Below are 16,183 nucleotides of genomic sequence, written 5' to 3' on the forward strand. Positions count from 1 at the left end.
TTTTTAACCTGAACGACGGCGATTACGTGGTGCACCACCATTGCGGCGCGGACCGTTACCTGAGCGCGAACGCGTCAGGCGTTTCGGCGGCGGTAATTCGCTGAGCAGCGCATCCGGATTGTATTTGCTCACCGGAATTGAGTGTCCGATATACGTTTCAATCGCGGGCAGGTTCAGCGCGTACTCTTCGCAAGCAAGGCTGATAGAGTTGCCGCTGGCACCCGCACGACCCGTACGACCGATGCGATGCACGTAGTCTTCGCAATCGTCCGGTAAATCGTAGTTAAAGACGTGGGTAACGGCAGGAATATGTAGACCGCGTGCCGCAACGTCTGTAGCGACCAGAATATCAAGATCGCCGCGGGTAAATTCATCAAGGATACGCAAGCGTTTCTTCTGCGCTACGTCGCCAGTCAGCAGACCAACGCGATGACCATCGGCAGCCAGATGGCCCCAGATATCTTCACAGCGGTGTTTTGTATTGGCGAAAATAATGGCGCGATCCGGCCACTCTTCTTCAATCAACGTTTGCAGCAGGCGCATTTTCTCTTCATTAGAAGGATAGAAAAGCTCTTCTTTAATGCGGTGGCCGGTTTTCTGTTCCGGTTCCACTTCGACGTATTCTGCGTTGTTCATCTGCTCGAATGCCAGTTCACGTACCCGATAAGAGAGGGTAGCGGAGAACAGCATGTTCAGACGCTGTGTTGTTGCTGGCATACGGCGGAACAGCCAACGAATATCTTTGATAAAGCCGAGATCGTACATACGATCGGCTTCGTCCAGCACCACAACCTGAACTGCGGCCAGGTTAATATGGTTCTGTTTGGTGTAATCGATCATACGACCGGTTGTGCCGATCAGAATATCGACGCCGCTTTCCAGCACTTTGAGCTGTTTGTCGTAACCATCTCCGCCGTAAGCGAGACCCAGTTTCAGGCCTGTTGACTGCGCAAGCGGTTCTGCATCGGCATGAATTTGTACCGCAAGTTCACGCGTCGGCGCCATAATAATTGCGCGCGGCTGGTTCACTTTACGGTCTTCGATCGCCGGGTGAGAGAGAAGATAATGAAACGTTGACGTTAAAAACGCCATCGTTTTACCGGTACCGGTTTGCGCCTGACCTGCAACGTCACGGCCCGCCAGCGTCAGCGGAAGAGCCAGAGCCTGTATAGGCGTGCAGTTATGAAACCCTTTATATTCAAGGGCTTCTATCACTTTTGGGTGCAGGGCGAAGTCGGAAAACTTCTGTTCAGTTAAATGTGTTTTGCTCATAGTGTGGTAGAATATCAGCTTACTATTGCTTTACGAAAGCGTATCCGGTGAAATAAAGTCAACCTTTAGTTGGTTATTGTGGCATCAATACGTTGCTGTTTTATGCTACACCAACACACCAGGCTTATTCCTGTGGAGTTATATATGAGCGATAAAATTATTCACCTGACTGACGATAGTTTTGACACGGATGTACTCAAAGCGGACGGGCTTGTTCTCGTTGATTTCTGGGCAGAGTGGTGTGGACCGTGCAAAATGATCGCCCCGATTCTGGATGAAGTCGCTAATGAGTACGAAGGCAAACTGACCATTGCGAAACTGAATATCGACCAGAACCCAGGCACCGCGCCGAAGTACGGTATTCGTGGTATCCCTACCCTGCTGCTGTTTAAAAACGGCGAAGTGGCGGCGACCAAAGTGGGTGCCTTGTCCAAAGGCCAACTGAAAGAGTTCCTGGACGCCAACCTGGCGTAATCTCAGGTTCTGCCGGCGCGCCAGTCGTCCTAATTTTTTAGGATCGCTGGACGCCCGGCTTCTGCCGTGCTAATTTAGTTTTGACTTCGTTTTGAACATACCTTTAGTTGTTTGAACCTTGCATTACCCGATACTTCCCGCAGAGCAATATTGCCGCGACGGAAGTAAACAGATTCCGGGCTTATCACTCATTCCGTCTTATCGTTTCAGTTCTGCGTACTTTCTTGTGACCAGGCACCGATCAGATATGAGTTGATGGCCGTTAACAGGCATGGATGACCCTGCCATACCATTCACAACATTAAGTTCGAGATTTACCCCGAGTTTAAGAACCCACACCATTATGAATCTTACCGAATTAAAGAATACGCCGGTTTCTGAGCTGATCACTCTCGGCGAAAATATGGGGCTGGAAAACCTGGCCCGTATGCGCAAACAGGACATCATTTTCGCCATCCTGAAGCAGCACGCGAAGAGTGGCGAAGATATCTTTGGCGACGGTGTGCTGGAGATTCTGCAGGATGGATTTGGTTTCCTCCGTTCCGCAGACAGCTCCTACCTCGCCGGCCCTGACGACATCTACGTATCCCCCAGCCAAATCCGCCGTTTCAACCTCCGCACTGGCGACACCATTTCAGGTAAGATTCGCCCACCTAAAGAAGGTGAACGTTACTTCGCATTGCTGAAAGTTAACGAGGTGAATTTCGATAAGCCGGAAAACGCGCGTAATAAAATTCTGTTCGAAAACTTAACGCCGCTGCATGCAAACTCTCGTCTGCGTATGGAGCGTGGTAATGGTTCGACCGAAGATTTAACCGCTCGCGTACTGGATCTGGCATCGCCGATTGGTCGTGGTCAGCGCGGTCTGATTGTTGCACCGCCGAAAGCAGGTAAAACCATGCTGCTGCAGAACATTGCGCAGAGCATTGCGTATAACCATCCGGATTGCGTACTGATGGTGCTGCTGATTGACGAACGTCCGGAAGAAGTGACGGAAATGCAGCGTCTGGTGAAAGGCGAAGTGGTTGCTTCAACCTTCGATGAACCTGCTTCCCGCCATGTGCAGGTTGCTGAAATGGTTATCGAAAAAGCCAAACGTCTGGTTGAGCACAAGAAAGACGTTATCATTCTGCTGGATTCCATCACCCGCCTGGCGCGAGCTTATAACACCGTCGTTCCGGCTTCCGGTAAAGTGTTGACGGGTGGTGTGGATGCTAACGCCCTGCATCGTCCGAAGCGTTTCTTCGGTGCTGCGCGTAACGTGGAAGAGGGCGGTAGCTTGACCATTATTGCGACGGCGTTGATCGATACCGGATCGAAGATGGATGAAGTGATTTACGAAGAGTTTAAAGGCACCGGTAACATGGAACTGCATCTCTCCCGTAAGATCGCAGAAAAACGCGTCTTCCCGGCGATTGATTACAACCGTTCCGGTACGCGTAAAGAAGAACTTCTCACCACTCAGGAAGAGCTGCAGAAGATGTGGATCCTGCGCAAAATCATCCATCCAATGGGTGAGATTGATGCAATGGAGTTCCTCATCAACAAGCTGGCGATGACGAAGACAAATGATGAATTCTTCGACATGATGAAGCGCTCCTGATTCAAATAAACCTCAGATACGCCACGTTTTTACGTGGCGTTTTTCATTTCTGGGCTATACGCTATATGCACCAGGACAGGTATTGTCCGACACTGGCGACGACTGGATGGCGTTTCGAAGGTCAAAACCTTCCATTTGGCTGAAAAGCAAACAATAACGCCTGTGATTGACCTGCATTCTCCTTTTATGGAGTGTAGCAACGTCGTTATACTGCCAGGATCAACATTTGCTGAGAGCATGCATTGTGAGTTTATCCACTGCGATTACTGAATTATTCGGTATTTTCTTGTTTACAACGGTTTTCCTGTTCTTCGCCCGAAAAATGGCGAAGCACGTTGGCCTGGTAGACAAACCTAACTCCCGAAAACGACACCAGGGGCTGGTCCCATTGGTTGGCGGCATTTCAGTTTACGCCGGGATTTGCTTCACTTTCAGCATTACAGACTACTACATTCCCCACGTTGGTCTTTATCTTGCCTGCGCAGGTGTGCTCGCGTTTGTCGGGGCGCTGGACGATCGTTTCGATATCAGTGTTAAAACCCGCGCAGCTATTCAGACGGTGATTGCCGTTGTGATGATGTGGGCCGGTAATCTCTACCTTAGCAGCCTCGGCTATATCTTTGGATCCTGGGAGATGGTGCTGGGGCCGTTTGGCTATCTGCTTACGTTGTTTGCCGTCTGGGCGGCTATTAACGCGTTTAATATGGTAGACGGCATTGATGGCCTGCTAGGTGGTCTTTCCTGCGTCTCGTTTGCAGCGATTGGTATCATTTTATGGTTTGATGGCCAGACCAGCCTGGCACTGTGGTGCTTTGCCATGATCGCGGCAATTCTGCCCTATATTCTGCTCAATCTTGGCCTGCTGGGGCGGCGTTATAAAGTGTTTATGGGCGATGCTGGCAGCACGCTGATTGGTTTCACTATCATCTGGATTTTGCTGGAAACGACTCAGGGTAAGACCCATCCGATAAGCCCGGTGACGGCGTTATGGATTATTGCTATTCCCTTGATGGATATGGTGGCGATTACCTACCGACGTCTGCGTAAAGGCATGAGTCCGTTCTCACCCGATCGCCAGCATATTCACCACCTCATTATGCGGGCAGGTTTCAGTTCCCGTCAGGCGTTTGTGCTCATTACGCTCGCTGCGGCAATACTTGCCAGCATCGGCGTCCTGGCAGAGTATCTTCATTTTATCCCTGAATGGGTGATGTTGGCATTATTTTTGCTAGCATTCTTTTTATACGGTTACTGCATCAAACGCGCCTGGAAAGTCGCGCGCTTAATGAAACGAGTTAAACGCAGAATGCGCCGTTACAGCGCTTCTAAATCAACACTAACCAAGTAAATCCGGGAAAGCGATGACTCAACCATTGTCGGGAACACCTTCAGCGGGTACGGAAAATGAGCTGGATATTCGAGGACTGTTTCGTACTTTGTGGGCTGGAAAACTGTGGATTGGGGGGATGGCGCTGCTGTTTGCATTGATTGCGCTGGCCTGGACTTTCTTTGCGCGGCAGGAATGGAGCGCGACGGCCATTACGGATAGCCCCACGGTTAACATGCTTGGCGGATTTTACTCCCAGCAGCAGTTTTTACGTAATCTGGATGTGAAGGCGAATCTGGCATCCGTCGAACAACCTTCGGTAATGGATGAATCCTATAAAGAGTTTGTTGTGCAACTGGCTTCATGGGATACGCGCCGTGACTTCTGGTTGCAGACGGACTATTACAAGCAGCGTCTGGTTGGTAACAGTAAATCTGATGCTGCGATGCTGGATGAGTTAATCAACAATATTCAGTACACGCCGGGTGATGCGGCTCGCAATCTGAATGACAACGTCAAGCTGATTGCTGAGACCGCGCCGGATGCGAATAATTTGTTGCGCCAGTACGTGGCTTTCGCCAGCCAGCGTGCCGCCAGCCATTTAAATGATGAGCTGAAAGGGGCATGGGCCGCGCGTACCATCCAGATGAAAGCCCAGGTTAAGCGCCAGGAAGAGGTGGCAAAAGCGATTTACAACCGTCGCCTGCACAATGTTGAACAGGCGCTGAAAGTTGCTGAACAGCATAATATTTCACGCAATGAAACTGAGGTTCCACCCGACGAGTTACCCGATTCGGAACTGTTTATGTTAGGCCGCCCGATGTTGCAGGCGCGCCTTGAGAACTTACAGGCTGTGGGGCCGCAGTTCGATCTGGACTATGATCAAAACCGGGCGATGCTGAATACCCTTAACGTTGGGCCTACATTGGACCCGCGTTTCCAGACTTATCGTTATTTGCGTACACCGGAGGAGCCGGTGAAACGTGACAGCCCGCGCCGCGTTTTCCTGATGATCATCTGGGGTATCGTTGGGGTGTTAGTCGGCGCCGGGGTGGCATTAACACGTCGCCGCACACATTAAGCGACGCCTGAGATGAAGGCACGGGGCCTTCATCCTCTAAAACAAAGAGAATCGTTGTGAAAGTACTCACCGTATTCGGCACACGACCAGAAGCTATCAAAATGGCTCCACTAGTGCATGCGTTGGCAAAAGATCCTGACTTTGAGGCGAAAGTTTGCGTCACTGCACAGCATAGGGAAATGTTGGATCAGGTGTTGAGCCTTTTCTCGATTGTTCCGGATTATGACCTGAATATCATGCGCCCCGGACAGGGGCTGACGGAGATCACTTGCGGTATTCTTGAAGGATTGAAACCGATCCTTGAATCGTTCCGCCCGGATGTTGTGCTGGTGCATGGCGATACGACGACCACCATTGCAGCGAGCCTTGCTGCTTTTTACCAACGTATTCCTGTTGGTCATGTGGAAGCCGGGCTGCGCACTGGCGATCTCTCTTCGCCCTGGCCCGAAGAAGCCAACCGTACCCTGACGGGCCATCTGGCAATGTATCATTTTGCGCCGACAGAAAATTCTCGCCGTAATTTGCTGCGCGAGAACGTTGCCGACAGCCATATTTTTGTGACGGGTAATACAGTGATTGATGCCCTGTTCTGGGTGCGCGACAGCGTAATGAATACTTCCGGCCGCTATAAGGAACTGGCGGTGCGCTATCCGTTCCTCGATGTCAATAAGAAACTGATTCTTGTCACCGGGCATCGCCGCGAGAGTTTTGGTCATGGGTTCGAACAGATTTGCCATGCACTGGCGGATATCGCCGCGCAACATGATGATGTGCAGATTGTCTACCCGGTGCACCTGAACCCCAACGTCAGTGAGCCGGTAAACCGAATTCTGGGTCATGTTGAGAATGTGAGCCTAATTGAGCCGCAGGATTACCTGCCGTTTTTGTGGTTGATGAATCGCGCCTGGCTAATCCTCACCGATTCAGGCGGTATTCAGGAAGAAGCACCTTCACTAGGTAAACCAGTGCTGGTGATGCGGGATACGACCGAGCGTCCGGAGGCCATCGAAGCGGGAACGGTAAAACTGGTCGGTACGAATCGCCAGCGCATTGTGGAAGAGGTCACGCGCCTGCTCCGCGATAACGATGCCTGGCAAGCAATGAGCCATGCGCACAACCCCTATGGCGATGGACAGGCCTGTGGGCGCATTTTGCACGCACTTAAAAACAATCGGATAACACTATGAGCTTTACAACCATTTCCGTGATCGGCCTTGGCTATATTGGCCTGCCTACCGCTGCCGCTTTTGCCTCCCGGCACAAACAGGTCGTGGGAATCGACATCAACTCGCACGCTGTGGACACCATTAACCGTGGTGAAATCCATATTGTTGAGCCAGAGTTGAGTAACGTGGTCAAAGCGGCTGTGGATGGCGGTTATCTGCGGGCCAGTACGACGCCGGTGGTAGCCGATGCTTACCTGATTGCCGTGCCGACGCCGTTTAAAGGCGAGCACGAACCCGATATGACTTATGTCGAAGCGGCAGCCAAATCCATTGCACCAGTGCTGACGAGAGGTGCGCTGGTGATCCTCGAATCCACTTCGCCCGTCGGCGCAACAGAGCAGATGGCTGACTGGCTCGCCGAAGCGCGACCGGATCTCACTTTCCCGCAACAGGTGGGCGAGGCGGCCGATGTGAACATCGCTTATTGCCCGGAGCGTGTGCTGCCAGGGCAGGTGATGGTAGAGCTGATCAGGAACGACCGTGTGATCGGTGGTATGACGTCGGTCTGCTCGGCGCGTGCCAGCGAGCTGTACAAGATTTTCCTTGAGGGCGAGTGTGTGGTGACCAACTCCCGCACCGCTGAAATGTGCAAACTCACCGAAAACAGTTTCCGTGATGTGAACATCGCCTTCGCGAACGAACTGTCTTTGATCTGCGCCGAGCAGGGGATCAATGTCTGGGAGCTGATTCGTCTGGCGAATCGTCATCCACGAGTAAACATTTTGCAACCGGGGCCAGGTGTTGGCGGGCACTGCATTGCAGTCGATCCATGGTTTATTGTGGCGCAGAACCCGCAGCAGGCGCGGCTTATCCGTACGGCGCGCGAGGTGAACGATTATAAACCTCACTGGGTGCTGAACCAGGTTAAAGCGTGCATTGCCGATTGCCTGACCGCCAGCGGTAAACGCGCCAGCGAGATTAAAATCGCCTGCTTCGGGCTGGCGTTTAAACCGAATATTGACGATCTGCGCGAAAGTCCGGCGATGGAAATTGCCGGTGATATTGCGCAGTGGCACAGCGGGCAAACGCTGGTTGTCGAACCGAACATTCATCAACTTCCGGCAGCGCTGAGTAGCCATGCGTCGCTGGTAAATATCGCAGATGCACTGGCGCAGGCTGATGTGCTGGTGCTGCTGGTTGATCACAACGAATTTAAAGCTGTAGAGAGTAGCCGCATCACGCAACGCTACATCGTGGATACCAAAGGCGTCTGGCGCTAAGGCGTAAAGGAGGCGAAATGGCAGTTCACGGAACGTTAGAAGAGCTGGCCTGGGAAAGCGCCTTTTTTGGCGTGCGCAGTGCAATTGTGCGCCTGCAACCTGCGGCTCCTGCGCTGAGCGTGACGGATTTTAGCGCCTGGGAACGTGTGCAGGTAAAGCTGGCGGCGTCGCAAACCACACAACTGGACGCCTTGCAAACGCTCGGTTTTCAGTTGGTGGAGGGCGAGATCGACTTTTCGCTAACGGTATCGCCGCAGGGTGTTGACCCCGCTTGCGACGTGGCTACCGCCGACGATATTGCTGAATTACGCCGTCTGGCAGCCGGGATCTTCGTGCAGAGCCGTTTTCGTGCTCCCTGGTATGCGGCTGAAGCAAGCGGGCGATTTTACGCGCAATGGATAGAAAACGCAGTCAAAGGCGTATTTGACCATCAATGTCTGCTGTTTCGCGGTGAAAATGGCGAAATTGCGGGTTTTGTTTCTCTGCGTCAGCTTAACGAGCAGGAGGCGCGTATAGGCCTGCTGGCCGGGCGCGGCGTCGGAGAAAAATTAATGCAGGCTGCGTGTCACTGGGCGCGACAGCGGCAACTGACTCTTGTGCGTGTCGCGACCCAACTTGGGAATACCGCGGCACTTAAACGATATATTCAGAGCGGTGCGAACGTTGAAAGCACCGCCTTGTGGTTATACAGGTGACTCTATGATCCCCTTCAATGCACCACCGGTAGTAGGCACAGAAATCGACTATATGCAGTCGGCGATGAGTAGCGGTAAATTGTGCGGCGATGGCGGTTTTACCCGTCGCTGCCAGCAATGGATGGAACAGCATTTTCATAGTGCAAAAGTGCTGCTGACGCCGTCCTGTACCGCGTCGCTGGAAATGGCTGCGTTGCTGCTGGATATTCAGCCTGGTGATGAAGTGATCATGCCGAGCTACACCTTCGTTTCCACCGCCAATGCTTTTGTACTGCGCGGTGCAAAAATCGTCTTTGTCGATATCCGCCCTGATACGATGAATATCGATGAAACCTGCATTGAAGCGGCCATTACCGATAAAACCCGGGCGATTGTACCGGTGCACTACGCGGGCGTGGCCTGCGAGATGGACACCATTATGGATATCGCCAAACGGCATAATCTGTTTGTGGTGGAAGATGCTGCTCAGGGCGTGATGTCCACCTACAAGGGCCGTGCGCTTGGTACTATTGGTCATATCGGCTGTTTTAGCTTCCATGAAACCAAAAACTACACCGCTGGTGGTGAAGGTGGCGCGACGCTGATTAACGATCGCGCGCTGGTGGAGCGGGCGGAAATTATCCGCGAGAAAGGTACTAACCGCAGTCAGTTTTTCCGTGGGCAGGTGGATAAGTACACCTGGCGGGATATCGGCTCCAGCTATCTGATGGCGGATTTGCAGGCGGCTTACCTCTGGGCGCAGCTGGAAGCGGCAGATCGTATTAATCAGCAACGCCTGGCGCTGTGGCAAACCTACTATGACGCACTGTTACCGTTGGCGCGCGTCGGGCGCATTACGTTGCCGACTATTCCGGCAGATTGTGGCCACAATGCGCACATGTTCTACATCAAGCTGCGTGATGAAGCCGATCGCAGTGCGCTGATCGCTTTTCTGAAAGAGGCGGAGATCCTGGCGGTATTCCATTACATTCCGCTGCATGCGTCGCCTGCCGGCGAGAAATTTGGCGAATTCCACGGCGAAGATCGTTACACCACGGTGGAAAGTGAGCGTTTGCTTCGCCTGCCTCTGTTTTACAATCTGGCGCCGGTTAACCAGCGCACGGTTATCAGCACTCTTCTGAGCTATTTCCGCTGACATGTCGCTGGCAAAAGCATCGGTATGGACTGCGACAAGCACGCTGGTCAAAATTGGCGCGGGCTTGCTGGTGGTCAAACTTTTGGCGGTATCTTTTGGGCCGTCTGGTGTCGGGCAGGCTGGTAACTTCCGCCAGTTAATTACCGTGCTGGGCGTAATGGCTGGCGCCGGGATCTTCAATGGCGTTACTAAATTCGTCGCCCAGTATCACGATGATCCGGTGCGTCTGCGTGCGGTTGTTGGCACATCTTCAGCCATGATACTGGGCTTCTCAACACTGCTGGCGCTCGTTTTTTTGCTTGCCGCTGCGCCTGTCAGCCAGGGTTTATTTGGTCATCCTGATTTTCAGGGGCTGGTGCGGCTGGTGGCGCTGGTACAGTTTGGCATTGCATGGGCGAACTTGCTGCTGGCGGTGATGAAGGGGTTCCGCGATGCCGCCAGCAATGCGCTGTCGCTGATTATCGGTAGCGTGGTTGGCGTGCTGGCCTGGTATCTCTGTTTCCGGCTTGGTGGTTACCAGGGTGCGTTGCTGGGAATGGCGCTGGTTCCGGCGCTGGTGATAATTCCGGCCGTGCTGCTACTGATTCGACGCGGTTCGGTGCCGATGGCGTACTTCGCACCGCGTTGGGACAACGGTTTAGCCGGTCAGCTCAGCAAATTTACGCTGATGGCGCTGATTACATCGGTAACGTTGCCGCTGGCCTATGTGATGATGCGAAATCTGCTGGCGGCGCATTATAGCTGGGAAGAGGTGGGGATCTGGCAAGGTGTGAGTAGCATTTCCGATGCTTATCTTCAGTTTATTACCGCTTCATTTAGTGTCTATCTGCTACCGACTTTATCGAGGCTGGCGACAAAACAGGCGATTTCGAGCGAAATCGTGAAATCGTTACGCTTTGTATTGCCAGCGGTAGCGGCGGTGAGCCTGACGGTCTGGCTACTGCGCGACGTGGCTATCTGGTTGCTGTTTTCCGACAAGTTCACCGCTATGCGCGATCTCTTTGCCTGGCAACTGGTTGGGGATGTACTGAAAGTGGGCGCTTACGTTTTTGGTTATCTGGTGATTGCCAAAGCATCGCTACGCTTCTACATCCTGGCAGAAATCAGTCAGTTCACTCTGCTAACGCTGTTCTCGCGCTGGCTCATTCCCGCGCATGGCGCTGCCGGTGCGGCACAGGCTTATATGGCAACTTATATTATTTATTTCGCCCTCTGTTGTGGCGCATTTTTGATTTGGCGAAAAAAAGCATGACTGCACTGATTCATGTACTGGGATCGGATATCCCACACCATAACCAGACCGTATTGCGCTTCTTTAACGATCATCTTGCCGCGTCGGGTGCATATGCTCGTGAGTTTATGATTGCCGGCAGCGATATGAAAATAGGTGCGGAGTACCCGGCGCTGACGCTGCACTTTTATGCGGACAAAAAGGCGTTGGCGAAAGCTGTCGTTGCGCGTGCAAAAGCAGATCGGCAACAGCGTTTTTTCTTCCACGGCCAGTTCAATTTCAGCCTATGGCTGGCGTTATTGCGCGGTGCCATCAAACGCGAGCAATTTTACTGGCATGTCTGGGGCGCTGATCTGTACGAAGTCTCGCACAGCCTCAAATTCCGTCTTTTTTATCCGTTGCGCAGGTTGGCGCAAAGCCGCGTAGGCTGCGTTTTTGCGACTCGTGGCGATCTGTCGTGGTATGGGAAACGTCATCCCACGGTGCGCGGGGAGTTGCTCTATTTCCCGACGCGTATGGATCCCGCGCTGAATACCATAGCGCATGAGTTGCAGCGGGAAGGTAAGCTGACGATTCTGGTGGGTAACTCCGGTGATCCGAGTAATGAACATATTGCCGCGCTGGAGGCTATTCACCACCAGTTCGGCGATACGGTGAATATCATTGTGCCGATGGGCTACCCGGCCAATAATGACAGCTATATTGATGCGGTCAGCCGTGCCGGTCTGACATTATTCAGCGCCGAAAACCTGCATATTCTGCGCGAGAAAATGGCCTTTGATGACTATCTGTCACTGCTTGGGCAGTGTGATCTGGGGTATTTTATTTTTGCCCGCCAGCAGGGGATCGGTACGCTCTGTTTGCTGATTCAGGCCGGGGTGCCATGCGTGCTTAACCGGGAAAACCCGTTCTGGCGAGATATGGTGGCCGAAGATATTCCGGTACTGTTTACCGGTGATGCGTTGAATGAGACGGTGATTCGCGAAGTCCGGCGGCAATTGATCGCGGTGGATAAAAGCGCCATCACCTTCTTCAGTCCAAATTATATTGCGCTCTGGCATAAGGCGCTGCGCAATGCTGCGGGGATCGCCGGATGAGTCCACTTGAGTTTTGCGGTCTGTTGATCCTCTGGTTGGTGGCGACGCTGTTTATTGCCACGCTGACCTGGTTTGAGTTTCGCCGGGTACGATTCAATTTTAACGTCTTCTTTTCACTGCTCTTTTTGTTGACGTTTTTCTTTGGTTTCCCGCTCACCAGCATCCTGGTGTTCCGCTTTAACGTCGGCGTAGCGCCGCCGGGCGTGATGATGCAGTCGCTGCTGGCTGCGGCCTGTTTCTACGCGATTTATTATGTGACGTACAAAACCCGGCTGCGGGAGAAAAGTGAGCAGGTATCGCGGCGCCCGTTGTTTACCATTAATCGGGTCGAGGCACATCTGACGTGGATCATGCTGATGGTCATTGCGCTGGTCAGTGTGGGCATCTTCTTCCTGCACAACGGGTTTTTGCTGTTCCGTCTGCAATCCTATAGCCAGATCTTCTCCAGCGAAGTTTCCGGTGTCGCATTGAAACGCTTCTTTTATTTCTTTATCCCGGCCATGCTGGTGGTCTATTTTCTGCGGCAGAACGCGCAGGCATGGCTATTTTTCCTCGTCAGTACGGTCGCATTTGGTTTGTTGACGTACATGATCGTCGGCGGCACGCGCGCCAATATTATTATCGCTTTTGCTATCTTTTTGTTTATCGGCATTATTCGTGGCTGGATCTCGCTGTGGATGCTGGTAGCGGCGGGCGTGTTAGGTATTGTCGGGATGTTCTGGCTGGCGCTGAAACGCTACGGACTGAATGTCAGCGGTGATGAAGCTTTTTACACTTTCTTGTATCTGACGCGCGATACCTTTTCTCCCTGGGAAAATCTGTCTCTACTGCTGCAAAACTACGACAAGATCGATTTTCAGGGGCTGGCGCCGATTGTGCGCGATTTCTACGTCTTCATCCCTTCCTGGCTGTGGCATGGTCGCCCGAGTATCGTGCTGAACTCGGCGAATTACTTTACCTGGGAAGTATTGAATAACCACTCCGGGCTGGCTATCTCCCCGACGCTGATTGGTTCGTTGGTGGTGATGGGCGGTGTCTGGTTTATCCCGTTCGGTGCGGTGGTAGTGGGTCTCATCATCAAGTGGTTTGACTGGGTATATAAACTTGGCAATCGGGAAACAAACCGCTATAAAGCGGCGATCCTGCACAGTTTCTGCTTTGGCGCTATCTTCAATATGATCGTGCTGGCGCGTGAGGGGCTGGATGCTTTCGCTTCCCGCGTAGTGTTCTTCCTCGTTGTTTTCGGTTTCTGCTTGCTGGTGGCGAAATTGCTGTACTGGTTGTTCGATAGCGCTGGTCTGATACGTAATCGCAGTGCGCGCGCAGTGAACCCCCTTTCCCAGTTGTAAAAAGGAATAACATGACGGACAAGACGGCAGCGCCGCTGTATGACCTGCGCGGTCTGAAACTCATCGGTTGGCGCGATATGCAGCACGCGCTGGATTACCTCTATGCTGATGGTGAAATCAAACGCGGCACGTTGGTGGCGATGAACGCCGAAAAACTGCTGACCGTGGAAGACGATCCCGTGGTGCGTGCACTGATCGAGGCGGCAGAGTTTAAATATGCTGACGGTATCAGCGTGGTTCGCTCTCTGCGCAAGAAATTTCCGCAGGCGCAGGTCTCACGCGTTGCTGGCGCCGATCTCTGGGAACATTTAATGATGCGTGCCGGTCAGTCAGGTACGCCTGTATTTCTGGTGGGGGGAAAACCGGATGTGCTGGCGCAAACTGAGCAGAAGCTGCGTGCGCAGTGGCAGGTCAATATTGTGGGTAGCCAGAATGGTTATTTTACGACGGATCAGCGTGAAGCGCTGTTTGCGCGTATCCGGGACAGCGGTGCAAAAATTGTCACCGTTGCTATGGGATCGCCACGGCAGGAGATTTTTATGCGTGACTGCCGCGCTGTTTACGCCGATGCCTTGTTTATGGGGGTTGGTGGGACGTATGACGTCTTTACCGGCCATGTAAAGCGTGCGCCGAAGATTTGGCAGCAACTAGGGCTGGAGTGGCTCTATCGCTTGCTTTCACAGCCTACGCGGCTCAAACGCCAGCTCCGCTTACTGCGTTATTTATATTGGCACTATAGCGGAAAATTCTGACCTTACCAGGCAGCGTTTCCCGCTGCCGCTTTTCTTCTGGTTGCTGTTTTATTGTGCATCGGGTCGATTTTTCTTATACATCGTTTGCCATTTCCCGCAATTTAAGAAACCATTCGCTCACTCATTTGCAGTGCCACGGCGTTTTTGCGTCAGCCATTTCCTGGCTGGTGCAGCATGGCCTGTTATGAGTTGAGGAAAAACGCATAACAATAATCCGCGGAGCGGGTGAGAAAGATGCAAACACAACAGAGGATTTATGGCTGAAAATAAACCGGAGCTTCAGCGCGGTCTGGAGTCTCGTCACATCGAATTAATCGCCCTGGGCGGCACCATTGGTGTAGGGTTGTTTATGGGGGCCGCCAGTACGCTGAAGTGGGCGGGCCCATCAGTATTGCTGGCGTATATCATCGCCGGCCTTTTCGTCTTTTTTATCATGCGTTCAATGGGCGAGATGCTATTTCTTGAGCCGGTAGCCGGCTCCTTTGCCGTCTACGCGCATCGTTATATGAGCCCCTTCTTTGGCTATCTAACGGCCTGGTCCTACTGGTTTATGTGGATGGCGGTGGGGATCTCGGAAATTACCGCTATCGGCGTTTATATCCAGTTCTGGTTCCCCGAGCTTGCTCAATGGATCCCTGCACTGATTGCGGTAGCGCTGGTGGCGCTGGCCAACCTTGCGGCCGTACGTCTTTATGGTGAAATTGAATTCTGGTTTGCCATGATTAAAGTCACCACCATTATCGTGATGATTATTGTTGGTCTTGGTGTGATCTTCTTCGGTTTTGGCAACGGCGGTCATTCGATTGGCTTTGGCAATCTGACCGAACATGGTGGCTTTTTTGCCGGTGGCTGGAAAGGCTTCTTAACCGCGCTCTGTATTGTGGTCGCCTCTTACCAGGGGGTTGAGCTTATCGGTATTACCGCCGGTGAAGCCAAAAACCCGCAGGTAACGCTGCGTAGCGCGGTCAGTAAAGTGCTGTGGCGTATCCTGATCTTCTATGTGGGTGCCATCTTCGTTATTGTCACCATCTTCCCGTGGAATGAAATCGGCACCAATGGCAGCCCGTTTGTACTGACGTTTGCCAAAATCGGTATTACCGCAGCAGCAGGCATCATCAACTTTGTGGTGCTGACGGCTGCGCTCTCGGGTTGTAACAGCGGTATGTACAGTTGCGGTCGTATGCTTTACGCTCTGGCGAAGAACCGCCAGTTGCCGTCTGCGGTAGCGAAAGTGTCGAAAAGCGGCGTTCCGGCTGCGGGCGTGACCATCTCTATTATTATTCTGCTGATCGGTTCGTGCCTGAACTACATTATTCCTAACCCGCAGCGCGTGTTTGTGTATGTCTATAGTGCCAGCGTATTGCCGGGTATGGTGCCGTGGTTCGTGATTCTGATTAGCCAGTTGCGTTTTCGTAAAGCTCACAAAGCGGCGATTGCCACGCATCCCTTCCGCTCAATGCTGTTCCCGTGGGCGAACTGGCTGACCATGGCGTTCCTGGCATGCGTGTTGATTGGTATGGGGTTCAATGACGATACTCGTATGTCGCTGTTTGTCGGCATTATCTTCCTTGCCGCAGTAACCATGGCGTATAAGGTATTTGGCCTCAGTGGACACGCGGTTACGCGTCAGGTGGGTGAATAAGAGGCAAAATGCGCAAAGCATAACCAAACGCGCATTTTCTTAAAAAAAGCACTAGACAGCCGCGCCCGAAGTCCGTACT

General features: G+C 52.7%; 14 protein-coding genes. 13 read left to right on the plus strand and 1 reads right to left on the minus strand.

Annotated elements, in window-relative coordinates; all coding sequences use genetic code 11:
- Positions 1 to 3 precede the first annotated feature (3 nt).
- The gene (gene rhlB, locus GA0061070_RS10825) at positions 4 to 1,272 is read right to left on the minus strand and encodes an ATP-dependent RNA helicase RhlB (protein ID WP_090136030.1); all 1,269 of its coding nucleotides are present in this window, start codon (positions 1,270 to 1,272) and stop codon (positions 4 to 6) included.
- A gap of 144 nt (positions 1,273 to 1,416) precedes the next feature.
- Here rhlB and trxA point away from each other — a divergent pair, with 144 nt between their 5' ends.
- The 13 genes from trxA to thrP all read left to right on the plus strand — a co-directional run bounded on the left by trxA (position 1,417) and on the right by thrP (position 16,104).
- The gene (trxA, locus tag GA0061070_RS10830; protein ID WP_090126584.1) at positions 1,417 to 1,746 is read left to right on the plus strand and encodes a thioredoxin TrxA; all 330 of its coding nucleotides are present in this window, start codon (positions 1,417 to 1,419) and stop codon (positions 1,744 to 1,746) included.
- Between the two features lie 343 nt (positions 1,747 to 2,089).
- Positions 2,090 to 3,349 carry a transcription termination factor Rho gene (rho, locus tag GA0061070_RS10835; protein WP_004386383.1) on the plus strand — a complete coding sequence of 420 codons (1,260 nt, stop codon included), beginning with the start codon at positions 2,090 to 2,092 and terminating at the stop codon, positions 3,347 to 3,349.
- 244 nt (positions 3,350 to 3,593) lie between these two features.
- Positions 3,594 to 4,697 carry a UDP-N-acetylglucosamine--undecaprenyl-phosphate N-acetylglucosaminephosphotransferase gene (gene wecA / locus GA0061070_RS10840; RefSeq protein WP_090136032.1) on the plus strand — a complete coding sequence of 368 codons (1,104 nt, stop codon included), beginning with the start codon at positions 3,594 to 3,596 and terminating at the stop codon, positions 4,695 to 4,697.
- Positions 4,698 to 4,710: 13 nt separating this feature from the next.
- Positions 4,711 to 5,757 carry an ECA polysaccharide chain length modulation protein gene (gene wzzE, locus GA0061070_RS10845; protein WP_090136034.1) on the plus strand — a complete coding sequence of 349 codons (1,047 nt, stop codon included), beginning with the start codon at positions 4,711 to 4,713 and terminating at the stop codon, positions 5,755 to 5,757.
- A 56-nt stretch (positions 5,758 to 5,813) separates the two neighbouring features.
- Positions 5,814 to 6,944, plus strand: coding sequence for a non-hydrolyzing UDP-N-acetylglucosamine 2-epimerase (gene wecB, locus GA0061070_RS10850; protein WP_090136036.1), 1,131 nt, complete (start codon positions 5,814 to 5,816; stop codon positions 6,942 to 6,944).
- Complete coding sequence (gene wecC / locus GA0061070_RS10855; RefSeq protein WP_090136038.1) at positions 6,941 to 8,203, plus strand: UDP-N-acetyl-D-mannosamine dehydrogenase; 1,263 nt, start codon at positions 6,941 to 6,943, stop codon at positions 8,201 to 8,203. Before wecB ends, wecC begins: the two co-directional genes overlap by 4 nt.
- Positions 8,204 to 8,220: 17 nt before the next feature.
- On the plus strand, positions 8,221 to 8,898 hold the full coding sequence (rffC, locus tag GA0061070_RS10860; RefSeq protein ID WP_090136040.1) for a dTDP-4-amino-4,6-dideoxy-D-galactose acyltransferase: 678 nt from the start codon (positions 8,221 to 8,223) through the stop codon (positions 8,896 to 8,898).
- 4 nt (positions 8,899 to 8,902) lie between these two features.
- The gene (gene rffA / locus GA0061070_RS10865; RefSeq protein WP_090136042.1) at positions 8,903 to 10,033 is read left to right on the plus strand and encodes a dTDP-4-amino-4,6-dideoxygalactose transaminase; all 1,131 of its coding nucleotides are present in this window, start codon (positions 8,903 to 8,905) and stop codon (positions 10,031 to 10,033) included.
- Position 10,034: 1 nt separating this feature from the next.
- A complete protein-coding gene (gene wzxE, locus GA0061070_RS10870) occupies positions 10,035 to 11,285 on the plus strand; it encodes a lipid III flippase WzxE (RefSeq protein WP_090136044.1) in 1,251 nt (416 codons plus the stop codon).
- On the plus strand, positions 11,282 to 12,361 hold the full coding sequence (locus GA0061070_RS10875; RefSeq protein ID WP_090136047.1) for a TDP-N-acetylfucosamine:lipid II N-acetylfucosaminyltransferase: 1,080 nt from the start codon (positions 11,282 to 11,284) through the stop codon (positions 12,359 to 12,361). Before wzxE ends, GA0061070_RS10875 begins: the two co-directional genes overlap by 4 nt.
- Positions 12,358 to 13,710, plus strand: coding sequence for an ECA oligosaccharide polymerase (wzyE, locus tag GA0061070_RS10880; RefSeq protein ID WP_090136049.1), 1,353 nt, complete (start codon positions 12,358 to 12,360; stop codon positions 13,708 to 13,710). The genes GA0061070_RS10875 and wzyE overlap by 4 nt, the downstream gene beginning before the upstream one ends.
- 11 nt (positions 13,711 to 13,721) lie before the next feature.
- Positions 13,722 to 14,462: a lipopolysaccharide N-acetylmannosaminouronosyltransferase gene (wecG, locus tag GA0061070_RS10885; protein ID WP_090136051.1), complete on the plus strand. Its 741-nt coding sequence runs from the start codon at positions 13,722 to 13,724 to the stop codon at positions 14,460 to 14,462.
- A gap of 256 nt (positions 14,463 to 14,718) precedes the next feature.
- A complete protein-coding gene (gene thrP / locus GA0061070_RS10890) occupies positions 14,719 to 16,104 on the plus strand; it encodes a bifunctional threonine/serine APC transporter ThrP (RefSeq protein WP_090136053.1) in 1,386 nt (461 codons plus the stop codon).
- The last annotated feature ends 79 nt before the right edge of the window (positions 16,105 to 16,183 follow it).

This window comes from Kosakonia oryziphila (assembly GCF_900094795.1).
Taxonomy (GTDB): domain Bacteria; phylum Pseudomonadota; class Gammaproteobacteria; order Enterobacterales; family Enterobacteriaceae; genus Kosakonia; species Kosakonia oryziphila.

Excerpts from the sequence above, each read along its gene's own strand:
- rffC (WP_090136040.1), top strand. The coding sequence starts at position 8,221 with ATGGCAGTTCACGGAACGTTAGAAGAGCTGGCCTGGGAAAGCGCCTTT.
- rffA (WP_090136042.1), top strand. The coding sequence starts at position 8,903 with ATGATCCCCTTCAATGCACCACCGGTAGTAGGCACAGAAATCGACTAT.
- wzyE (WP_090136049.1), top strand. The coding sequence starts at position 12,358 with ATGAGTCCACTTGAGTTTTGCGGTCTGTTGATCCTCTGGTTGGTGGCG.
- wecC (WP_090136038.1), top strand. The coding sequence starts at position 6,941 with ATGAGCTTTACAACCATTTCCGTGATCGGCCTTGGCTATATTGGCCTG.
- GA0061070_RS10875 (WP_090136047.1), top strand. The coding sequence starts at position 11,282 with ATGACTGCACTGATTCATGTACTGGGATCGGATATCCCACACCATAAC.
- wecG (WP_090136051.1), top strand. The coding sequence starts at position 13,722 with ATGACGGACAAGACGGCAGCGCCGCTGTATGACCTGCGCGGTCTGAAA.
- thrP (WP_090136053.1), top strand. The coding sequence starts at position 14,719 with ATGGCTGAAAATAAACCGGAGCTTCAGCGCGGTCTGGAGTCTCGTCAC.
- rho (WP_004386383.1), top strand. The coding sequence starts at position 2,090 with ATGAATCTTACCGAATTAAAGAATACGCCGGTTTCTGAGCTGATCACT.
- wzxE (WP_090136044.1), top strand. The coding sequence starts at position 10,035 with ATGTCGCTGGCAAAAGCATCGGTATGGACTGCGACAAGCACGCTGGTC.
- trxA (WP_090126584.1), top strand. The coding sequence starts at position 1,417 with ATGAGCGATAAAATTATTCACCTGACTGACGATAGTTTTGACACGGAT.
- wzzE (WP_090136034.1), top strand. The coding sequence starts at position 4,711 with ATGACTCAACCATTGTCGGGAACACCTTCAGCGGGTACGGAAAATGAG.
- rhlB (WP_090136030.1), bottom strand. The coding sequence starts at position 1,272 with ATGAGCAAAACACATTTAACTGAACAGAAGTTTTCCGACTTCGCCCTG.